21 protein-coding genes are annotated in these 14,172 nt (G+C 42.2%); 2 read left to right on the top strand and 19 right to left on the bottom strand.

All coding sequences use genetic code 11. From position 1 onward, the window contains the following. Nucleotides 1-251 (top strand): IS30 family transposase (locus tag KUG37_RS06795; RefSeq protein ID WP_216935223.1); only part of this gene is annotated, 251 nt, incomplete at its 5' end. Between the two features lie 44 nt (nucleotides 252-295). Here KUG37_RS06795 and KUG37_RS06790 read toward each other — a convergent pair. The 3 genes from KUG37_RS06790 to KUG37_RS06780 all read right to left on the bottom strand — a co-directional run bounded on the left by KUG37_RS06790 (nucleotide 296) and on the right by KUG37_RS06780 (nucleotide 2,080). Beyond that, entirely contained in the window at nucleotides 296-829 is a 534-nt protein-coding gene (locus KUG37_RS06790) for a hypothetical protein (RefSeq protein WP_216936291.1), read from the bottom strand. A 346-nt stretch (nucleotides 830-1,175) separates the two neighbouring features. Then, nucleotides 1,176-1,736, bottom strand: a complete 561-nt coding sequence (locus KUG37_RS06785; RefSeq protein ID WP_216936289.1) for a hypothetical protein — start codon at nucleotides 1,734-1,736, stop codon at nucleotides 1,176-1,178. Nucleotides 1,737-1,807: 71 nt separating this feature from the next. After that, nucleotides 1,808-2,080, bottom strand: a complete 273-nt coding sequence (locus KUG37_RS06780) for a hypothetical protein (protein WP_216936295.1) — start codon at nucleotides 2,078-2,080, stop codon at nucleotides 1,808-1,810. A 188-nt stretch (nucleotides 2,081-2,268) separates the two neighbouring features. Here KUG37_RS06780 and KUG37_RS06775 point away from each other — a divergent pair, with 188 nt between their 5' ends. Next, nucleotides 2,269-2,439 carry a hypothetical protein gene (locus tag KUG37_RS06775; protein ID WP_216936287.1) on the top strand — a complete coding sequence of 57 codons (171 nt, stop codon included), beginning with the start codon at nucleotides 2,269-2,271 and terminating at the stop codon, nucleotides 2,437-2,439. Nucleotides 2,440-2,735: 296 nt separating this feature from the next. Here the strand turns inward: KUG37_RS06775 and KUG37_RS06770 are convergent, their stop codons facing one another. The 16 genes from KUG37_RS06770 to KUG37_RS06695 all read right to left on the bottom strand — a co-directional run bounded on the left by KUG37_RS06770 (nucleotide 2,736) and on the right by KUG37_RS06695 (nucleotide 14,153). Beyond that, nucleotides 2,736-3,089, bottom strand: a complete 354-nt coding sequence (locus KUG37_RS06770) for an MliC family protein (RefSeq protein ID WP_216936285.1) — start codon at nucleotides 3,087-3,089, stop codon at nucleotides 2,736-2,738. Between the two features lie 127 nt (nucleotides 3,090-3,216). Continuing rightward, nucleotides 3,217-3,549, bottom strand: coding sequence for a hypothetical protein (locus KUG37_RS06765; RefSeq protein ID WP_216936283.1), 333 nt, complete (start codon nucleotides 3,547-3,549; stop codon nucleotides 3,217-3,219). Between the two features lie 492 nt (nucleotides 3,550-4,041). Further along, on the bottom strand, nucleotides 4,042-4,800 hold the full coding sequence (locus KUG37_RS06760) for a hypothetical protein (protein WP_216936281.1): 759 nt from the start codon (nucleotides 4,798-4,800) through the stop codon (nucleotides 4,042-4,044). Then, nucleotides 4,800-4,970 (bottom strand): hypothetical protein, encoded by a 171-nt coding sequence (locus KUG37_RS06755; RefSeq protein ID WP_216936279.1) that lies wholly within the window; start codon nucleotides 4,968-4,970, stop codon nucleotides 4,800-4,802. The genes KUG37_RS06760 and KUG37_RS06755 overlap by 1 nt, the downstream gene beginning before the upstream one ends. A 9-nt stretch (nucleotides 4,971-4,979) precedes the next feature. Further along, entirely contained in the window at nucleotides 4,980-5,402 is a 423-nt protein-coding gene (locus KUG37_RS06750; RefSeq protein WP_216936277.1) for a hypothetical protein, read from the bottom strand. Beyond that, entirely contained in the window at nucleotides 5,377-5,892 is a 516-nt protein-coding gene (locus KUG37_RS06745; protein WP_216936275.1) for a phage virion morphogenesis protein, read from the bottom strand. Before KUG37_RS06745 ends, KUG37_RS06750 begins: the two co-directional genes overlap by 26 nt. 8 nt (nucleotides 5,893-5,900) lie before the next feature. Next, nucleotides 5,901-6,344 carry a gp436 family protein gene (locus tag KUG37_RS06740; protein WP_216936274.1) on the bottom strand — a complete coding sequence of 148 codons (444 nt, stop codon included), beginning with the start codon at nucleotides 6,342-6,344 and terminating at the stop codon, nucleotides 5,901-5,903. Nucleotides 6,345-6,351: 7 nt separating this feature from the next. Beyond that, on the bottom strand, nucleotides 6,352-6,711 hold the full coding sequence (locus KUG37_RS06735; protein ID WP_216936272.1) for a hypothetical protein: 360 nt from the start codon (nucleotides 6,709-6,711) through the stop codon (nucleotides 6,352-6,354). A gap of 10 nt (nucleotides 6,712-6,721) precedes the next feature. Further along, the gene (locus tag KUG37_RS06730) at nucleotides 6,722-7,795 is read right to left on the bottom strand and encodes a major capsid protein (RefSeq protein ID WP_216936263.1); all 1,074 of its coding nucleotides are present in this window, start codon (nucleotides 7,793-7,795) and stop codon (nucleotides 6,722-6,724) included. Nucleotides 7,796-7,798: 3 nt separating this feature from the next. Beyond that, nucleotides 7,799-8,185: a hypothetical protein gene (locus KUG37_RS06725; RefSeq protein ID WP_216936260.1), complete on the bottom strand. Its 387-nt coding sequence runs from the start codon at nucleotides 8,183-8,185 to the stop codon at nucleotides 7,799-7,801. Next, entirely contained in the window at nucleotides 8,182-9,156 is a 975-nt protein-coding gene (locus tag KUG37_RS06720; RefSeq protein ID WP_216936258.1) for a hypothetical protein, read from the bottom strand. The genes KUG37_RS06725 and KUG37_RS06720 overlap by 4 nt, the downstream gene beginning before the upstream one ends. A gap of 55 nt (nucleotides 9,157-9,211) precedes the next feature. Next, a complete protein-coding gene (locus KUG37_RS06715; protein ID WP_216936256.1) occupies nucleotides 9,212-9,613 on the bottom strand; it encodes a hypothetical protein in 402 nt (133 codons plus the stop codon). Further along, entirely contained in the window at nucleotides 9,614-10,819 is a 1,206-nt protein-coding gene (locus KUG37_RS06710; RefSeq protein WP_216936254.1) for a phage minor head protein, read from the bottom strand. Between the two features lie 3 nt (nucleotides 10,820-10,822). Next, nucleotides 10,823-12,280 (bottom strand): DUF935 family protein, encoded by a 1,458-nt coding sequence (locus tag KUG37_RS06705; protein WP_216936252.1) that lies wholly within the window; start codon nucleotides 12,278-12,280, stop codon nucleotides 10,823-10,825. A 12-nt stretch (nucleotides 12,281-12,292) separates the two neighbouring features. Beyond that, nucleotides 12,293-13,699: a phage terminase large subunit gene (terL, locus tag KUG37_RS06700; RefSeq protein ID WP_216936249.1), complete on the bottom strand. Its 1,407-nt coding sequence runs from the start codon at nucleotides 13,697-13,699 to the stop codon at nucleotides 12,293-12,295. Further along, on the bottom strand, nucleotides 13,689-14,153 hold the full coding sequence (locus KUG37_RS06695; RefSeq protein ID WP_216936247.1) for a DUF2280 domain-containing protein: 465 nt from the start codon (nucleotides 14,151-14,153) through the stop codon (nucleotides 13,689-13,691). Before KUG37_RS06695 ends, terL begins: the two co-directional genes overlap by 11 nt. Nucleotides 14,154-14,172: the final 19 nt, after the last annotated feature.

Genomic DNA, 14,172 nt, shown 5'->3' with positions numbered 1-14,172 from the left:
CTCAAAAATTAGAAATAGACTGGTATTTCGCTGATCCTTATAGCGCTTGGCAACGAGGTACGAATGAAAATACGAATGGCTTAGTCAGACAATACATTAGAAAAGGAAGTGACTTGAATCAATATACGGATGAATACATTTCAGAAATCACTGACCGTATAAATCATCGTCCAAGAAAAAGACTCGGCTTTAAAAGTCCGAGTCAGGTATTATGGCAACAACATGGTGTTGCACTTCAAATGCTAATCTAAGGCATTAAAAAACCACCCGTAGGTGGCTTTATATTTATGTTTGATTAACTTCTGGCTTTTAAGCACGTTAAATACGCATTATTTTCAAAGTCAATCTCAGCTTTTAGTTGATTTTCAGGCACGTTGTAACGCGGCTCCTCATATGCTTCTACTACAAATGCCTGCACAATACCTTTAAGCTCTGGCTCCGCAGTACCAACAACCCTATCCATCATGTCTGTTATCGTGGCACCACGCTGGCGGCTATTCATTATTGCCCTAGCTGCACCTGCAGCGGATTTGCAGATAGACAGCCATTCTTGTTCAGTATATTTATTACCACTACTTACAGATGTTTTTTCCGAGACTGCCCGCCCAGGTTGCCCAGAAGTTTCTAGTTTTTGCTCAACCACACTCTTAGCAGCCACTGTTTCCTTCATGCTTTCATTTTTGATTGCATCAGGCTTTTCATGCATACGTCTTTGTTGGTGTGCAATCTCAGCCTGCTTCAATCTTTCAGCTGACGCCTTATTGCTTTGGTGCATAAAATAAAGCATGCCAGATGCAAGAATGAGAAGTCCAACAAATACATACTTCATCTATTGCCTCTCTTAAAGATTACGCCAAAGAATTTTCACAATTCTGTCTCGGCATAAAATGACAGTGTATTCTTGAAGGTCGACACTTTTCACATACTCAGTAGCAGCACAGTGAAGCCGCCCATCTTTTAGGACATAAAATCTTGGCTTACTTACTTCCAATTTATCCTTCAGTGCTTGATGAGAATCCCCAATTCTTACCAAATCACCAGATGGAGTGCGAATGCTGGTAGTTGTCCTTTCTGCATACGTGAACCCCGACACCAAACATAAAGCTAATAATAATTTTTTCACATTAACCCCCTAAATAGTTATTTTCACATCATAACTTTAGGGTGTTGCACTATCAATCAGAAACCATTTCTTTCTTGAATGACTCAAAGCCTTTTTTGTCAGACTGAGCTACACGTGCTGCAACGGCGCTATTGAAGATTCCCTGCTTATACAGCTTGTTTGCCGCTTTAACGTAGCTCTGGAATGCGCCGTAGGTCATTTGCATAATTTCACTATGATGGTGGCCCATTGATACCAGAAACTGGAATGAATCAAACCAAGTGGAGTCATCTTTCTTTTTGATGCCGCGCTTTGGATTCTCGTATTTGAAATAAGCTTGATTAACGAGAAGCACTGCTTTAAGTAGATCTTTAAATCCCTGCTCATCAGCGGCAAGCTTTACCAGTGATTCATGGTCCAGATCAGTGACGCATGCCATAGTCGAGATGACTTGTACTCCATGAGCATTGAATAGTTCTGTCAAAATCTCATCTGAATGATTCTGGTCTTTGATGAAGTTTTTCAGAACTTCAGCATGCATTGTCCAGGTATCAAAGTCTTTCATCTGGATCTGACGAACTTCAATATCATTGATTTTGATGCTTCGATTCGTTGCTAGGAAAAAATCATTCATGATGGGATCTCGGATATTAAAAAACCACCAGAAGGTGGTTTACTTGTGATAAAAAACTCTCAATATGAGTTCTAATTTTTTTCAACTTTAACTTTGTGTACGAGCCGATGCCCTGTATAAGACTCGTAACCTATAGCAATAATATCAATGACACCCTCGCTCTCTAAATTTAACAAGAGATGATAAATTTCCTGCATGTCATTTAGTTCGAAATTACTACCAATCCATTTAATAGCACCAGACTTCATATTTTCTATTTCTTGTTGAAGTTTATTGTAATCAACCATGGCTAGGCTCTTATTATCATTTTCGGTTAATTTATAACCTTGAATAGATATTTTCAAGCAAGGGTTCTTAACTTTTCGTTAATCAACTCAACAAAAAAAATCACCTGATAATTGCGCTTACATAAGCCTGCAGCGCCATAACTAAAATCTTGATCATCTTACATATAGGGACATAGCCAATACACTGCTGGCTTAGTCTCAGCTCTACACTGAAATTAAGTCTTAGATACGAAGAGGAAATTCAAATGAAAAAGTATTCGCATGTTCTATTACTAACTTTATTCGGATTTACTGGAACAGTAGCTATTGCAGATGAGTCTGTACCTCTAGAGGCTACTGCTGCTGCTGAAGCACAACAAATTGCTTTGGAATATGGGAATGGAAAAGATCAAAAATCCCACTCTTCAGATGAATAAACTAAAGCCCTCAATTGAGGGCTTTTTAATGTTCATACATATTCATATTTCAGAACGTCCAATTAACTCCTTGTCCTACTGTATGAATGATCAAAGTTATGGCAATTATCGCCAATATAATCACAACAACTTCAGCTTTGGTTGGCATGTTGAGTTCTCCAATTCTTATTCATTTGTATAGGAGAAAAATGAAAGACTCAATCACATTAAACTACATAAAAACTAACTATAAACATCAAGATTCAATTTGAGATAAAAAAACCCACTCTTAGAGTGGGTCAGTTTTGAGGATAATACTATTTTTTAAACTCAGTAATACTAATCGGCTTGCCTTTAACCAATTCTACAACACCTTCACCGCGCTTAAAGTGAATAGACACACCTTCATCATTTGCTAAACGTACACCGCTGGCTGCTACAGTTTGTTTTAAATGATGAACTTTGCCAGAGTTATCAATCATCTCTGCTGTTTCAAAATTATCAGATGACTTGAGTTGAATCGTTAGATCCATTGGCCCAACAAAGTTTATAACTTGCGTTTCTATTGTGGTGTTCGCATTCAGTGTTAATGAAGGAGATTCATGAGTAGGATAAGAATTACACCCTGTAAGTACTAAAGCTAAAAAAAAGCTACCAAGTAAATATTTCATTAAAAATAGCCTTATAGTCAAAAAAATACGAAATCGTATATTAGTTATTTGAACTAATGAAAAAGCTCTCACTTACATTTAAGCTACAAAATGGAAATATCAAGCGAAGGTTCTGTATTTGCTAATCTCAGCCAGATGCACAAGCATTCTTCCAAGATAATTCAAATTGCTTTTTTTCCGTCTTATTTTCTATAAGTACTATATTCTTCTCAAGAACAATAAATCGCTGGAAAGGAACATAACTATTGTCTGCTTGCTTATAGCTTACTTCTCCACAATCTCCCACTTGATTGCGAAATTTAGATGAATCTGGATTAGGAATAAAACTTCCAACCCATTCTCTTGATTCTCTTAACTGTTTTTCTTCTAATACCGTGGGATCGGTTTTTTGATCGTTAAACTCTTGTTTACTGCATCCTGCCAGTACAGATATGAATATCCAAATCCCTAGATTCTTCATAATTCCCTCCCGTAGACGAGCTAAACATTACAATACTTTTTAAGTTAATTTAAAACTAAAAAGTAATTTTATTAAAAAAACCTCCCGAAGGAGGTTTTTTTTAGATTTTGAATTGTAAATTATTAGAGAATCCAGTCACAACGTTGCCCTATTTTGTAAACGATGAATATTAAGGTAATTACCATTAGTCCAATCACCAAAAATTCAGCTTTAGTTAGCATTTCAATGCTCCATTGTTGATCATTCGCATGATAAACAAAGCAATCAATTAATAACACTAGAGTTACAAAAATTTATTGAAAGGTAAAATGATCTATGCAAAGAACCTGAATTAGTACCTTATTCGGCTTACTGGCAGTGCCTTGTTTCTGTTTTCTTTTCATTGTGGCAACCATTTTTATAGGTTCTCCCACTATGAGAAATAGATAGTGGCTTAAAAAAGGCACAAAAAAAGACGCTTAAGCGCCGTGGAGTTCTTTGTGCCTGTGTTTGTTAGACAGCTGCTGGAATCGTTACAACATGACCATAGAGACCTAATGCTGGATCTGATTCTTTAGTCATGTCTGATAAAGCCTGACCAGAGATTTCATATTGCCCTAACTCTTCATGAATCAATGGGAAATTGGTCTCAGGTGACTTCTTGGTTCGCCACAGTGTTACCGCAACATGGTCGCCATTTGCAGTATTAATCCCCTTAAAGAAGAGCTGATACTCTTTTTCAAAATCAGAAGCCAAAGTAGTGCGAGTTACAGCACCAGTTTCATAACTTGCCAGAATTGGCATGGTTAAGTCAGCCACATCATGGAAAATTACTGTGCCAAACTTGGCATCAAGTGTGTAGCTTTCCGGATCGACCGTTTTGGCTGTACCGCTGGTTGAATCCTTGAATGAAACGGTTTTCAGGTTATAACCATCAAGTTTGATTTCTTGACCCGCGACTACAGTACCTAAAGATACATCCGCTTCAGTTTTAGTTGCTACCGTATGATTCATACCCGATAGAATGTATTCAAGGTTCTCAGGAGTAACTTCTTCTAGTTGCCCAGAGAAGTTTACTGATGTGGTAGTAATCATGGTGAAGTCGGTAGTTCGCTTACCAGACATTGATTCCTGATGCTCAATGACATCAGCACCGATCTCCAATTCAAACTCGGGCACGTTACCAATATGGCGCATTGCACCAGCAACACCATTCACAATTTCTGCCAGGTAGAACTTACCATGTAGAGAAATATAGTTGTTCTTAGCCATTACTTTTCATCCCCTGTGCTTTTCTTGGCTGGAGCAGCTTTAGGTTCAGGTGCTTCCTGAATCACGCCATCTGCCACTAATTTTTTAATTTGTGCATCACTCAGTCCGCCGACCATATCGCCCTTTTGAAAGCGACCGACAGGCTGAGTTGCCTTGTACTGTTTTGCCATGACTGGCTCCTAAATGAATTTTTGTGATTCAAAAATAATCGTGATATATGCAAAGCCTGGACTGTAGCCATCTCGGACCGATATAAAATCCAGTGCGGTACGTGATGCTTGAGGCTGCCAGCCGGCAAGTAACTGAATAACTTTCTCAGTCAAAAGACCCACTTCATCACTTACTGCTCGACCATCAGTCATCTGAGATTGAGCATTGCGGCATGCCACCGTAACCGCCCACTGCTGGCCGATCTGGTTGATACTTCCACGACCTGCACTTGCCTTTTTATCTATACGGACAAAATTGACGTGTGCAGACGGCGTGACCTGTGACATCTCTGTCACACTGACTGAATTCAACGGCGTATAGATCTGCTTAAACTCTGGAATTTCTTTCAGCTTTTCTGCAATCTCATCACGCACCGCGAAGAAGGTGCTCATCTATAAAACTCCCGACAATATCCAAAATCATGACCTCATCTTCAGCATTAATACCGAGCTGGGTCCGTGGTGGTAGAACTGACTGTTTCACTTTGCGATACTGCCCACCCACTGCAAAGGTGATGTATTGGCCATTCCTGGGCAGGATTGTTGCGCCGTAATGCAGATGGGGTGCGTACACAACATCTGTACCCACCTCAACACCGCTTGAAAGAACATTGTGTGTGTAGGAATTCATTAGACGGCCAGTATCACGCAGTGTTTCACCAACGCCCACACCATCACGCCCTTGCAGCTTGGCTCTCCATGAAATCTTCCATGGGTTACCATCCACACCAGTACCAGTTAGAAACCGATGCTGAATACTATTCACAAGCCCAGCACCAATCTCATCAAACAACTGGTTCTTCAGCGAATCAAAGTTACCTAATTGATTCAGCACTGCTTCAATCGGTGAGCTATCGGCTTGAATGGTTATTGAGAAAGCCATAAAACACCTCACTTCATGCTGGGCATCATGTCTAAAGTGGCATCACCAAATACTCCACCGGTGTAACTTGTGCCGATGGGTGCTGTTGATGGTCTGCCTTTGGGTTGGTCGTCGCTGATTTGGTTACTGGTATCTAGAATTGCCAGTGAGTTTTTACCATCACGCACACCCTTTAAGAAATCTATCGCCATCCTGTAACGGACTTCGGTAGCTTCAGGTGCCTCCTCAAAATAAAGTTTATAGCGAGCAATTTCACACACTATTCGCTTTAAATTATTAGGCACATTTGGCAAGGGTAATGGGTAGCGTACTGCTAGATATCCGTCCACTTCCTCACAAGCATCTTGCAATGCTGTCTCTAATGGATCTGGAGCATCAGCAGGAAACATGCGTGCAAGGTTAAGTACGTTTTCACCAAATCGAGCGACTAAATCAGCTTTAGTCGCATACATAGGTCACCTACTTGGTTTCATCTGCAGGTTTTGAATCTGCTTTAGGTTTTGTAGCAGGTTTCGCCTTTTCAAGCTCAGCCACCTTTGCCTTCAGATCAGCAATTTGTTGATCGGCTTTGGCTTTTTCGGCATCTGCTGTCTTGTTGGCTTCAGTTAAGGTTTTATTGGCTGCAGTCAGCTCAGCATTGGCCTTTTCAAGCTCAGCCAAGCGTGCTGATATGTTGTCTGCCTTGGGCTCTTCAGGCTCTTGATATTCTTCAATAGCCCCGGATGCTAAAAGGGCCTGAAGTTGTTTAGCTTCAAGCCCCTCTATTTCCTGACCTGGACGAAAGTGCCCGATCGATTGTTTTGCAATATACTTTGGCATTTGATTCCCCTTAAACGAAGCCGCGACCGCCGACTAAGCCATTCTTGTTGTTTGGAACCGCAAGTGGTGATGACTCAGCAAGCATCTGAATACTTGAAGGGTTCTTTTCCTGCCACTGACCCAAATAGAATTCCAGAGCTTGGCCAAACGCTTCAACGTTTTGCAATGCACAATGTGCAATCCAGCCATTCGCATCCGAAACAAGACCAAAAAAGTCTTCAGGAATAAAGCGATCAGAGGAACCACCCATATTGTGGCTCACGTCATAAGTCCAGATTTCAATATTATCCACTGTGCCACGGAATTGAGGCTTATCAGCTTGATCGAAAGTCGGAGTTAGTGGAACGCTAATACCAGCATACGGCGCAATGAATTTTTCTTTAAACTCTGGATCCTTGATTAAGGTGTTGTATACCTTAGAAGTGGTCAGAGCCATGATAGGTGATGTACCTGAATGCTCGATAGACAAGTCAATCATGGCCTGAATGTCTTTTACTGGTGTTGCTCCAGCCTGTCCCCATTTGATTAATGGTGCGTAGTTACACGCTGGATTACGTTCATAGTCCACTTCGTACATCGGGAAATCTGCAGAGGCAAAAGTGGTTTTACCGTAGAGAAGCACGTCACGCGCAATTAATAGCTTTCGGTTTTCAATCGACTGACGCAGATACAATGCTTTTTGAGCTTGATCGATCAGTAGCAGATCCGCATCAGATAAACGATTTGAACCGGTGGCAATTACGCCGAACTGACGTAAGCGTGCAATCAGCGCCGTGTTCTGTACTTCACTCGGCATCACCGTCATCATCGGTTTTAGGTAAGCCGGCTTAACGAATTTCACGTTACCAGATTCACCTACTTTGATCTGACGGCCAGCTGCAGTCGGAGTCACAAACGGCGCAAGTGGAGTTGCTGTATTTAGCTCACCTACTGGAACTTCTTTTTTAGTGTACGAAACACGCTGAGGGAAAAAGCGATCCATCAACCAAGTATCTACCTTTTGAGTAGTGTCAGTTAAAAGAACCAGCTGCGGAACATCCAGTAATTCAACCGGTGCATTCTGAAATGTAAAAGTTTGACTCATGTCTTAGTTCCCCACGACCTTACGAAGTTCGATTTTGTTTTTTAATGCCTGTGCACGCACAGCATCATATTGAGCGGTAGTCAACGGCGTTCCATTCACTGTAACTTCTGCAATATCAAATGCACCTTGTACATAGATCGGCATTTCCAAATTATTAACAGCATGGTAAGTAGCTTGCTCTACAGTGAAATCTGATACAGCGATAACATTCCAGTCTCCCACCACCCCTTCAGTGACTACCGGATGGTCAGCTAGGTTATTAGCACCCACATTCAGTAAATCCCCGCGCTTGTACGCCGTTGCTGTTTTTGCTTTGGCATTCTCAGTACGTACACCATCACCCACTACCAGCTGTTTATTCTCAATAGTGCCTGTTACTACCTGGCTCATGATTTAGCTCCTTGTTGTTGTGCTGCGGCAAATTGGCTGAAAGCCTGATCAAGCGCAGAACCTTGTGGTGCATGTCCACCACCTTGTCCACCGTTCGCTTGATGACTAAACAAATGTGCAAATGCCGGATTTACACCTGGTGCAGGCTGTGGCTGTTGTGCAGCTGGTGGTTGCTGGCTACCTGCCGAGAATTGGCGAAGCTGCTTGGCTGAGAATGCAAATGCAGATTCATCAAGCTTTTTCATTTCTTCAACATCTTCAGCGCTAAACTCTTTGCCCAAGTCTTTACCTAATGCAGTGATTTCAGCTTCACGTTTTGCAGCGGCGAACTGTTTGTTTTGTTCAGTCAGAGTATTCACCTGACCTTCCAATTCTGTAATTTTGGCCTGAGCCTTTTCTAATTCGGTCACATCTGTGTCCTCTGGTTGATTAAATTGTTTTGGAGAGTGACTGGCTGCCACTGCGTTTGTGTTGTCATCCGCACAGAAAGACACTTCACGGATGCGACCACCACGGAAAATCGCAACAGGCGCTTGGAATGTTCGACCATTCACAATCACCGAGCCTTCTTTGACCTCTTCAACTGTGGTTGGGTAGATTCGAACTGACATTTGCCACGGAAAATCATCATCAGAATCTTGAGCGACTTGAGTGCCAAACTCATTTGAAAGTAAATTACCTTCAATTTTCAGACCTTCGGCATGGTTAACAGAATGAGAGTTAATTGCTCCAGCACGCTGACTGGTTCGATGTTCGAGTAATGCAGGGATACGACCTTTGATTTGAATGGAATCAAGATCAAATACAACTTTGTCCCAATACCAATGGTCTGTAATTGCCTCACCGCTATAAGCAATACCCGAGAAGGTACGTTTCTTTTTTCCATCTTCAGGCTTGTCTACACTGACTTGGCCTAATTGGAAGCAAAACTGGTCTTGCTCCTTTTTTTGCTTTTCATTTGGATCTGGCATTTTCATGCTCCATAAAAAAACCACCTTTAATAGGTGGTCTTGAATGATTGTGTTTTTAAATACTTCGAATTAATGCCAAGAGTTTTTCTTCAGTTTCTTTGGTGTGATCATAGAACACTGAGTTCTCATTTTTAAGAGCAGAAGCCAATGTATCAATAATTCGCAACTTCTCTTCTAATGAGTAGTTGGATTTTAAGTCGGTGCCCACAGAAGCATCATTGCCTAGCGCTCGACTTCCATTTGATACATCGGGATTTATCGCTAGAGCATTTGAGCCGAAACCACGACCTAATTGATGACAACCGCCTTCATCTACTTTTAAAGCACCCATCAAAAGCATTAGAAGATTTGCTCGATCCTCTTTTGATTCCGCAACAATTGAGTCGATATTCAATCCAGTTAATGACATGCCATTTTTATACAGGACACTCATGCCATTTTTTAAAATAAGCTTCATTTAATTCACCAATGCTTTTAATGTGTAAACCATCTGCCCTTCAACCGCTTTAATCGAAACAACCTCAAACGACAGTCCAATTGGAAATAAAACACCATTACCGGCATTCAACATATCCAGATCGATACCGAGACCTTTAGCATTCTCAATCTTAATCACGATGTCCCCAGCACTTTCAGCCATCAGCAACGGCGCATTAAACTGGATTGTCTGCCCTACCTGATATGCAGCTACCTGTTGAAGTGTCGCAGCACCCACCACGGTTGAAGCTGCATTGCTTGCCACAGCTTGAATTACTGCCATATCGATACTCAGCCAGCGCTTAAGTACGTCATCAGCCAGAGAGCTTGGAGTAGAGTTTAAGTAGCCAGTCAGCGCTGAATCATTACCCTGAACATAGTCCAGAAAGGTGCGGATTGCACTTGGCCGGATACTTGGATCTAGTGGAATCACTGTATTGGCCACCGTATCGAATAGATCTCGAGTTTTATCATCCATCGGAGCAAATAGACTGGTGAGCTTTTTACTCGCCGTCCATTCTGCCCTGATGATCTCTTTTTGCTCAAGCAAATACTCTTTATCCAAGGACGAAGTACTGATCTTTTTATCCACCAGTGATTCAAGTTCACCAAACTGTAATGGATGAGAACTCCAATCCAAAGCCTCGGCCACTTCCGGCAACTTATCATCAGGTGTAATGCCGTATTTCAGTGCCTGCTTCTCAGTTAAGACAATCACGGTGCAACGACAACGAAACCCCAGCGGCGGGTAATGTGTCAGCCAAAATGGGTGATCAATCGGCAACACAATCCGATTCAAAGCCAAATGTGCCGGACGCACCCGGCTATCATTGATCGCCGAATACATCAGATAAGATCGCTTAGCCTTATTCCGTTGCTGTTGTTGCCACCGACCATGACCGTAAGCACTCTGAATATTGGTACGAAACACATTGTCCAAGTAGTGCTTTGGCAGAATTATTTCAGATTCTTCGATCAGCTTCTGGAAATCTTTAAAGGTACCGCCGTCGGCAATGGATTTATTCACCGCCTTAATAACTGTTTCAATTTGCTCAAGACTCGATAGAAAACTAACCGTAGTTGCCATCTGTCGGGTCTTTAGGTCCATCGAATAGAACTCATCAGGTAGCACGATCTTTTTACTGTGAGCGTACCGAAGCGCTTCAAGGAATGTGACTGGTTGCATAGCTTACTTCCCATTTTGAGCGGTCACATATCCCAACACATCTGCAGCATACAAAGCCTGATCCAGATTAGCTGTGAACTGAGTCTGAGTTGCACCAGGTAGTAATTGCATCAGGTTATAAGCCAGACTTTCAGGACTATCAGACTTGAATACCAATTCCTTGATTTGATCCGGTTTCAGTAACTGCAATTCACCTTGATCATCAGTCAGCTCTTCAACTTCCTGCTGTTCTGGCGAGAGCTTGTTGGCTGATGCTTTAAAGTTGAATGCCTGGTGAGGTAAAGCAGTAAATTGAGTGAAGCTAGTAGGCACCGGCTCATTCAAATCCCCTTCTTGTAGCCCATACTCACGAACAAAATATTCTTTAGACAGATTTGCACCCGCATTCTTAAGATGAACATCACGCTCTGCTTGGTCCTTATTAAGCGGTTTTGGCTTTTCACCAAGCATGACCTTGTATTCACCCCACTGATTCAAGGTACACAAAGCATCAACCACTGCTTGTAAGGTCGGAGTCACCAATCGAATATCAGATTTTAATTTGTCCATCCGTACATTTTCATGTACCTGTCCTAATGCACGGCTACCAGTTCCATCGGTACCACTGGTGAGCGTCTGCCCTAATACGACCTTCTGAATCTGTCGAATTAGCTGATCATTGAATGATTCAAAAGCTGCACCTGCAGATCCATTTGTTCCTGGTGCTGAAAGGATTTGTACATCATCCTCTATATCAATTGATAAGACACTTTGAGCATGAGCATTTAATAACGCCCTACTCATATCATCAGTTTCAGTGTCTTTGCACTTACCGAGTAAGATCGGGGTCCCAAAACGTTCCAGGAATTTAGCCCAGAATTTGAAACCGTTTTGCTTGAAGAAGAATAGCCAATACAATGTGGCCAATAGCGCCTTTCCATATGGCTGCTCATAAGTAGCTTTACGGCGCGTTAAAAAGAATTTGAATACCTGGTCTACTTCATGCTCGGCACCAATGCCTTCTGGTCGATAAATTAATCGGCCATCATTCTTAGGCTCAAACCACTGCATTGGCTTTTCACCAATCCACTGCAAACCGATATAACCTTCTGGCTTTAGCTCATATACTGCTTCTTGGACTGAGTAACCAAAGAACAGCGCATTCATGGCACCGCTAGCAATTTCATGAAACCATTCTTTCAATACCAGATTCAACATCTCGGCTTCTTTGGTATCACTCGGCTCAACTCTCAACGGCGTTGCTAACAGTGCATCTACACGGGTTTCTGTGGCTTGTGCAATCTCGTCATCATCAAGCAGTACACGCAATCTGTGACGAGTAATGCCTGCTTTGCGAAGTACTTCATCCGTATCCGGTTGCTTGCCAAAGTTCACCAAAAACTGAGTGACTGCTTCTTGAGTGTATAAATTACCGTAAGACAAAGCCTTCTTTGACGCTTTGTCCTTTTTAGACTTTGCCATGTTTTTTCCTTATCAATAGGTTCGAGTACCCGCGCCAGATGGTTTTTTACCAACTCTTGCTTCGTTCAACTCATTAAATGCATCACTACCAGCATCCACCTGGTCATCATGTTTACCATTCGGAAAGTTTCGCAATTCCTCAATGAATGCTTTATTCCAGTCACCGCGAAGCATTTTTACGTTTCCTACGTTGACCTGGGCTGCAAAAGGCTGAGCACGGGTAATCTTGTCACCTGACACTGTTTCAGCTTTTACATTGAAACCAGATAACTTAGTAATGAAGTTTTTTGCTTGAGCTTTACCGGCTTGTCCGGGATCTTGAGGTAAGCGAATGGCAACTGATTTACCATCCATCTCGGCAGTTTGTTTGATACGTTTTTCAACGCCGTCGGGACCTAGCTGTGCATGCTGTACATCGACGATATAGATATAACCATCTCGGCTTTTGGCCTCCCGTACACCTGCTGTGAAGTCACCTTCATTTTCAGAAGATGCTAAATCCCATGCACGTACTTGGTGGGTAATATCCGCAGGCAATGCATCCACAATTTCAATATTGTCAGGTTTAAAAAAACCACCGGCTGGTGGTGATGGTCTCTGACGATATTGGCCTGCAAACACATAAGACGCAGCTAATTCCATTCGTTCAAGCGTTTCAATGCTATGTTTAGCTGGCCATAGTGCTGATCCATCCGGCTGAATCGCTGAAAGACATAAGTGCTCCCATTCCTCACCATTACCACCGTCAAGTAGCCAGCCTGCCAAATCTTCCTCATGCAAACGCTGCATAATGACAATGATGGGTGTATCTGGTGAGTTGGTGCGAGATTCGAGCGTATCTTGAAACCACTCAATTACACCCTTACGGATCGTATCGGAGCGGGCTTCACTCGCTTTATGCGGGTCATCAATAATGACAGCCCCACCAAAAGTATTTCGAAGCTTTCCCGCACCATAGCCTGTGATCGTACCGCCTGTACCTTGCGAATAACACACCCCACCTTTAGAGGTTCTCCAATCGTCTTTAGCCTTACTATCATCACGTAGTTGAAAGTCAGGAAATACACGTTTGTAGGCTGCTTCTTGCACCAGATTTCGTGTCTGAAAGGCATTATTTGCTGCAAGCTTGGCTGAGTAGCTGACATGAATAAATTCACTATCAGGTGCTTTACCAAAACACCAGGCCATGAAATTAATCACTGCTAATTCTGTTTTGGAATACCGAGGCGGAATATTAATAATCAGCCTTTTGGTTTCACCGCGATACACCTTCATAAGTGCATCACATACCACACGATGGTGCCAGTTATGCAGCCACTTGTACTTGCGCCGTTCCTTAAACATAAAACGCGAAAAGAAATATAGATCTTCTTGAGCTTCAAGCTGAATCGCTAATTCCCGTGCTGGGTCAGTATTCATTTAGAACTCGCTCCCGTGCTTTCAGGTAGCTATCCGTAGGTACATTCTGATTAATGGTTTCTATCGGCTTACCGTCTTTACCAGTGATTTCCTGCTTGGTCACACGCCCATCTGTCTCTTGAAAGGCTTGCTTCAGTAGATTTTGCTTTGCACGCTTATTTCGTCCAGAGTCTTCATACATTTTTTGAAGTTCACGTAAACGAAAAGCCTTGTTAGCAATTGCAATATCTTCAATATTCTCTCGGAAGTCCTTACGAGTGCGCTCAAACAGTTCCTTCAGTTTTTTACTTAAGTTACGCCCAGCCACCTTGGTTGGATCGTAAAGTGCAACCTGCTGCCTAGTAATTTCAATCTTAAAATCTTGCTTTACAGCTTCCACTACTTGTTGAGGGGTTTCAAAGCAAGCAAGAGACTGAACGATAAAGATTTTTACAGGCTCTTTTAGTGCTGCCATAAACACCTCTTTGTATAGC

The sequence above is a fragment of the Acinetobacter sp. BY419 genome (genome assembly GCF_019038395.1).
GTDB lineage: Bacteria > Pseudomonadota > Gammaproteobacteria > Pseudomonadales > Moraxellaceae > Acinetobacter.
The sequence above is the reverse complement of the archived record's forward strand: the minus strand, read 5'-3'. Positions and strand labels throughout refer to the sequence as shown.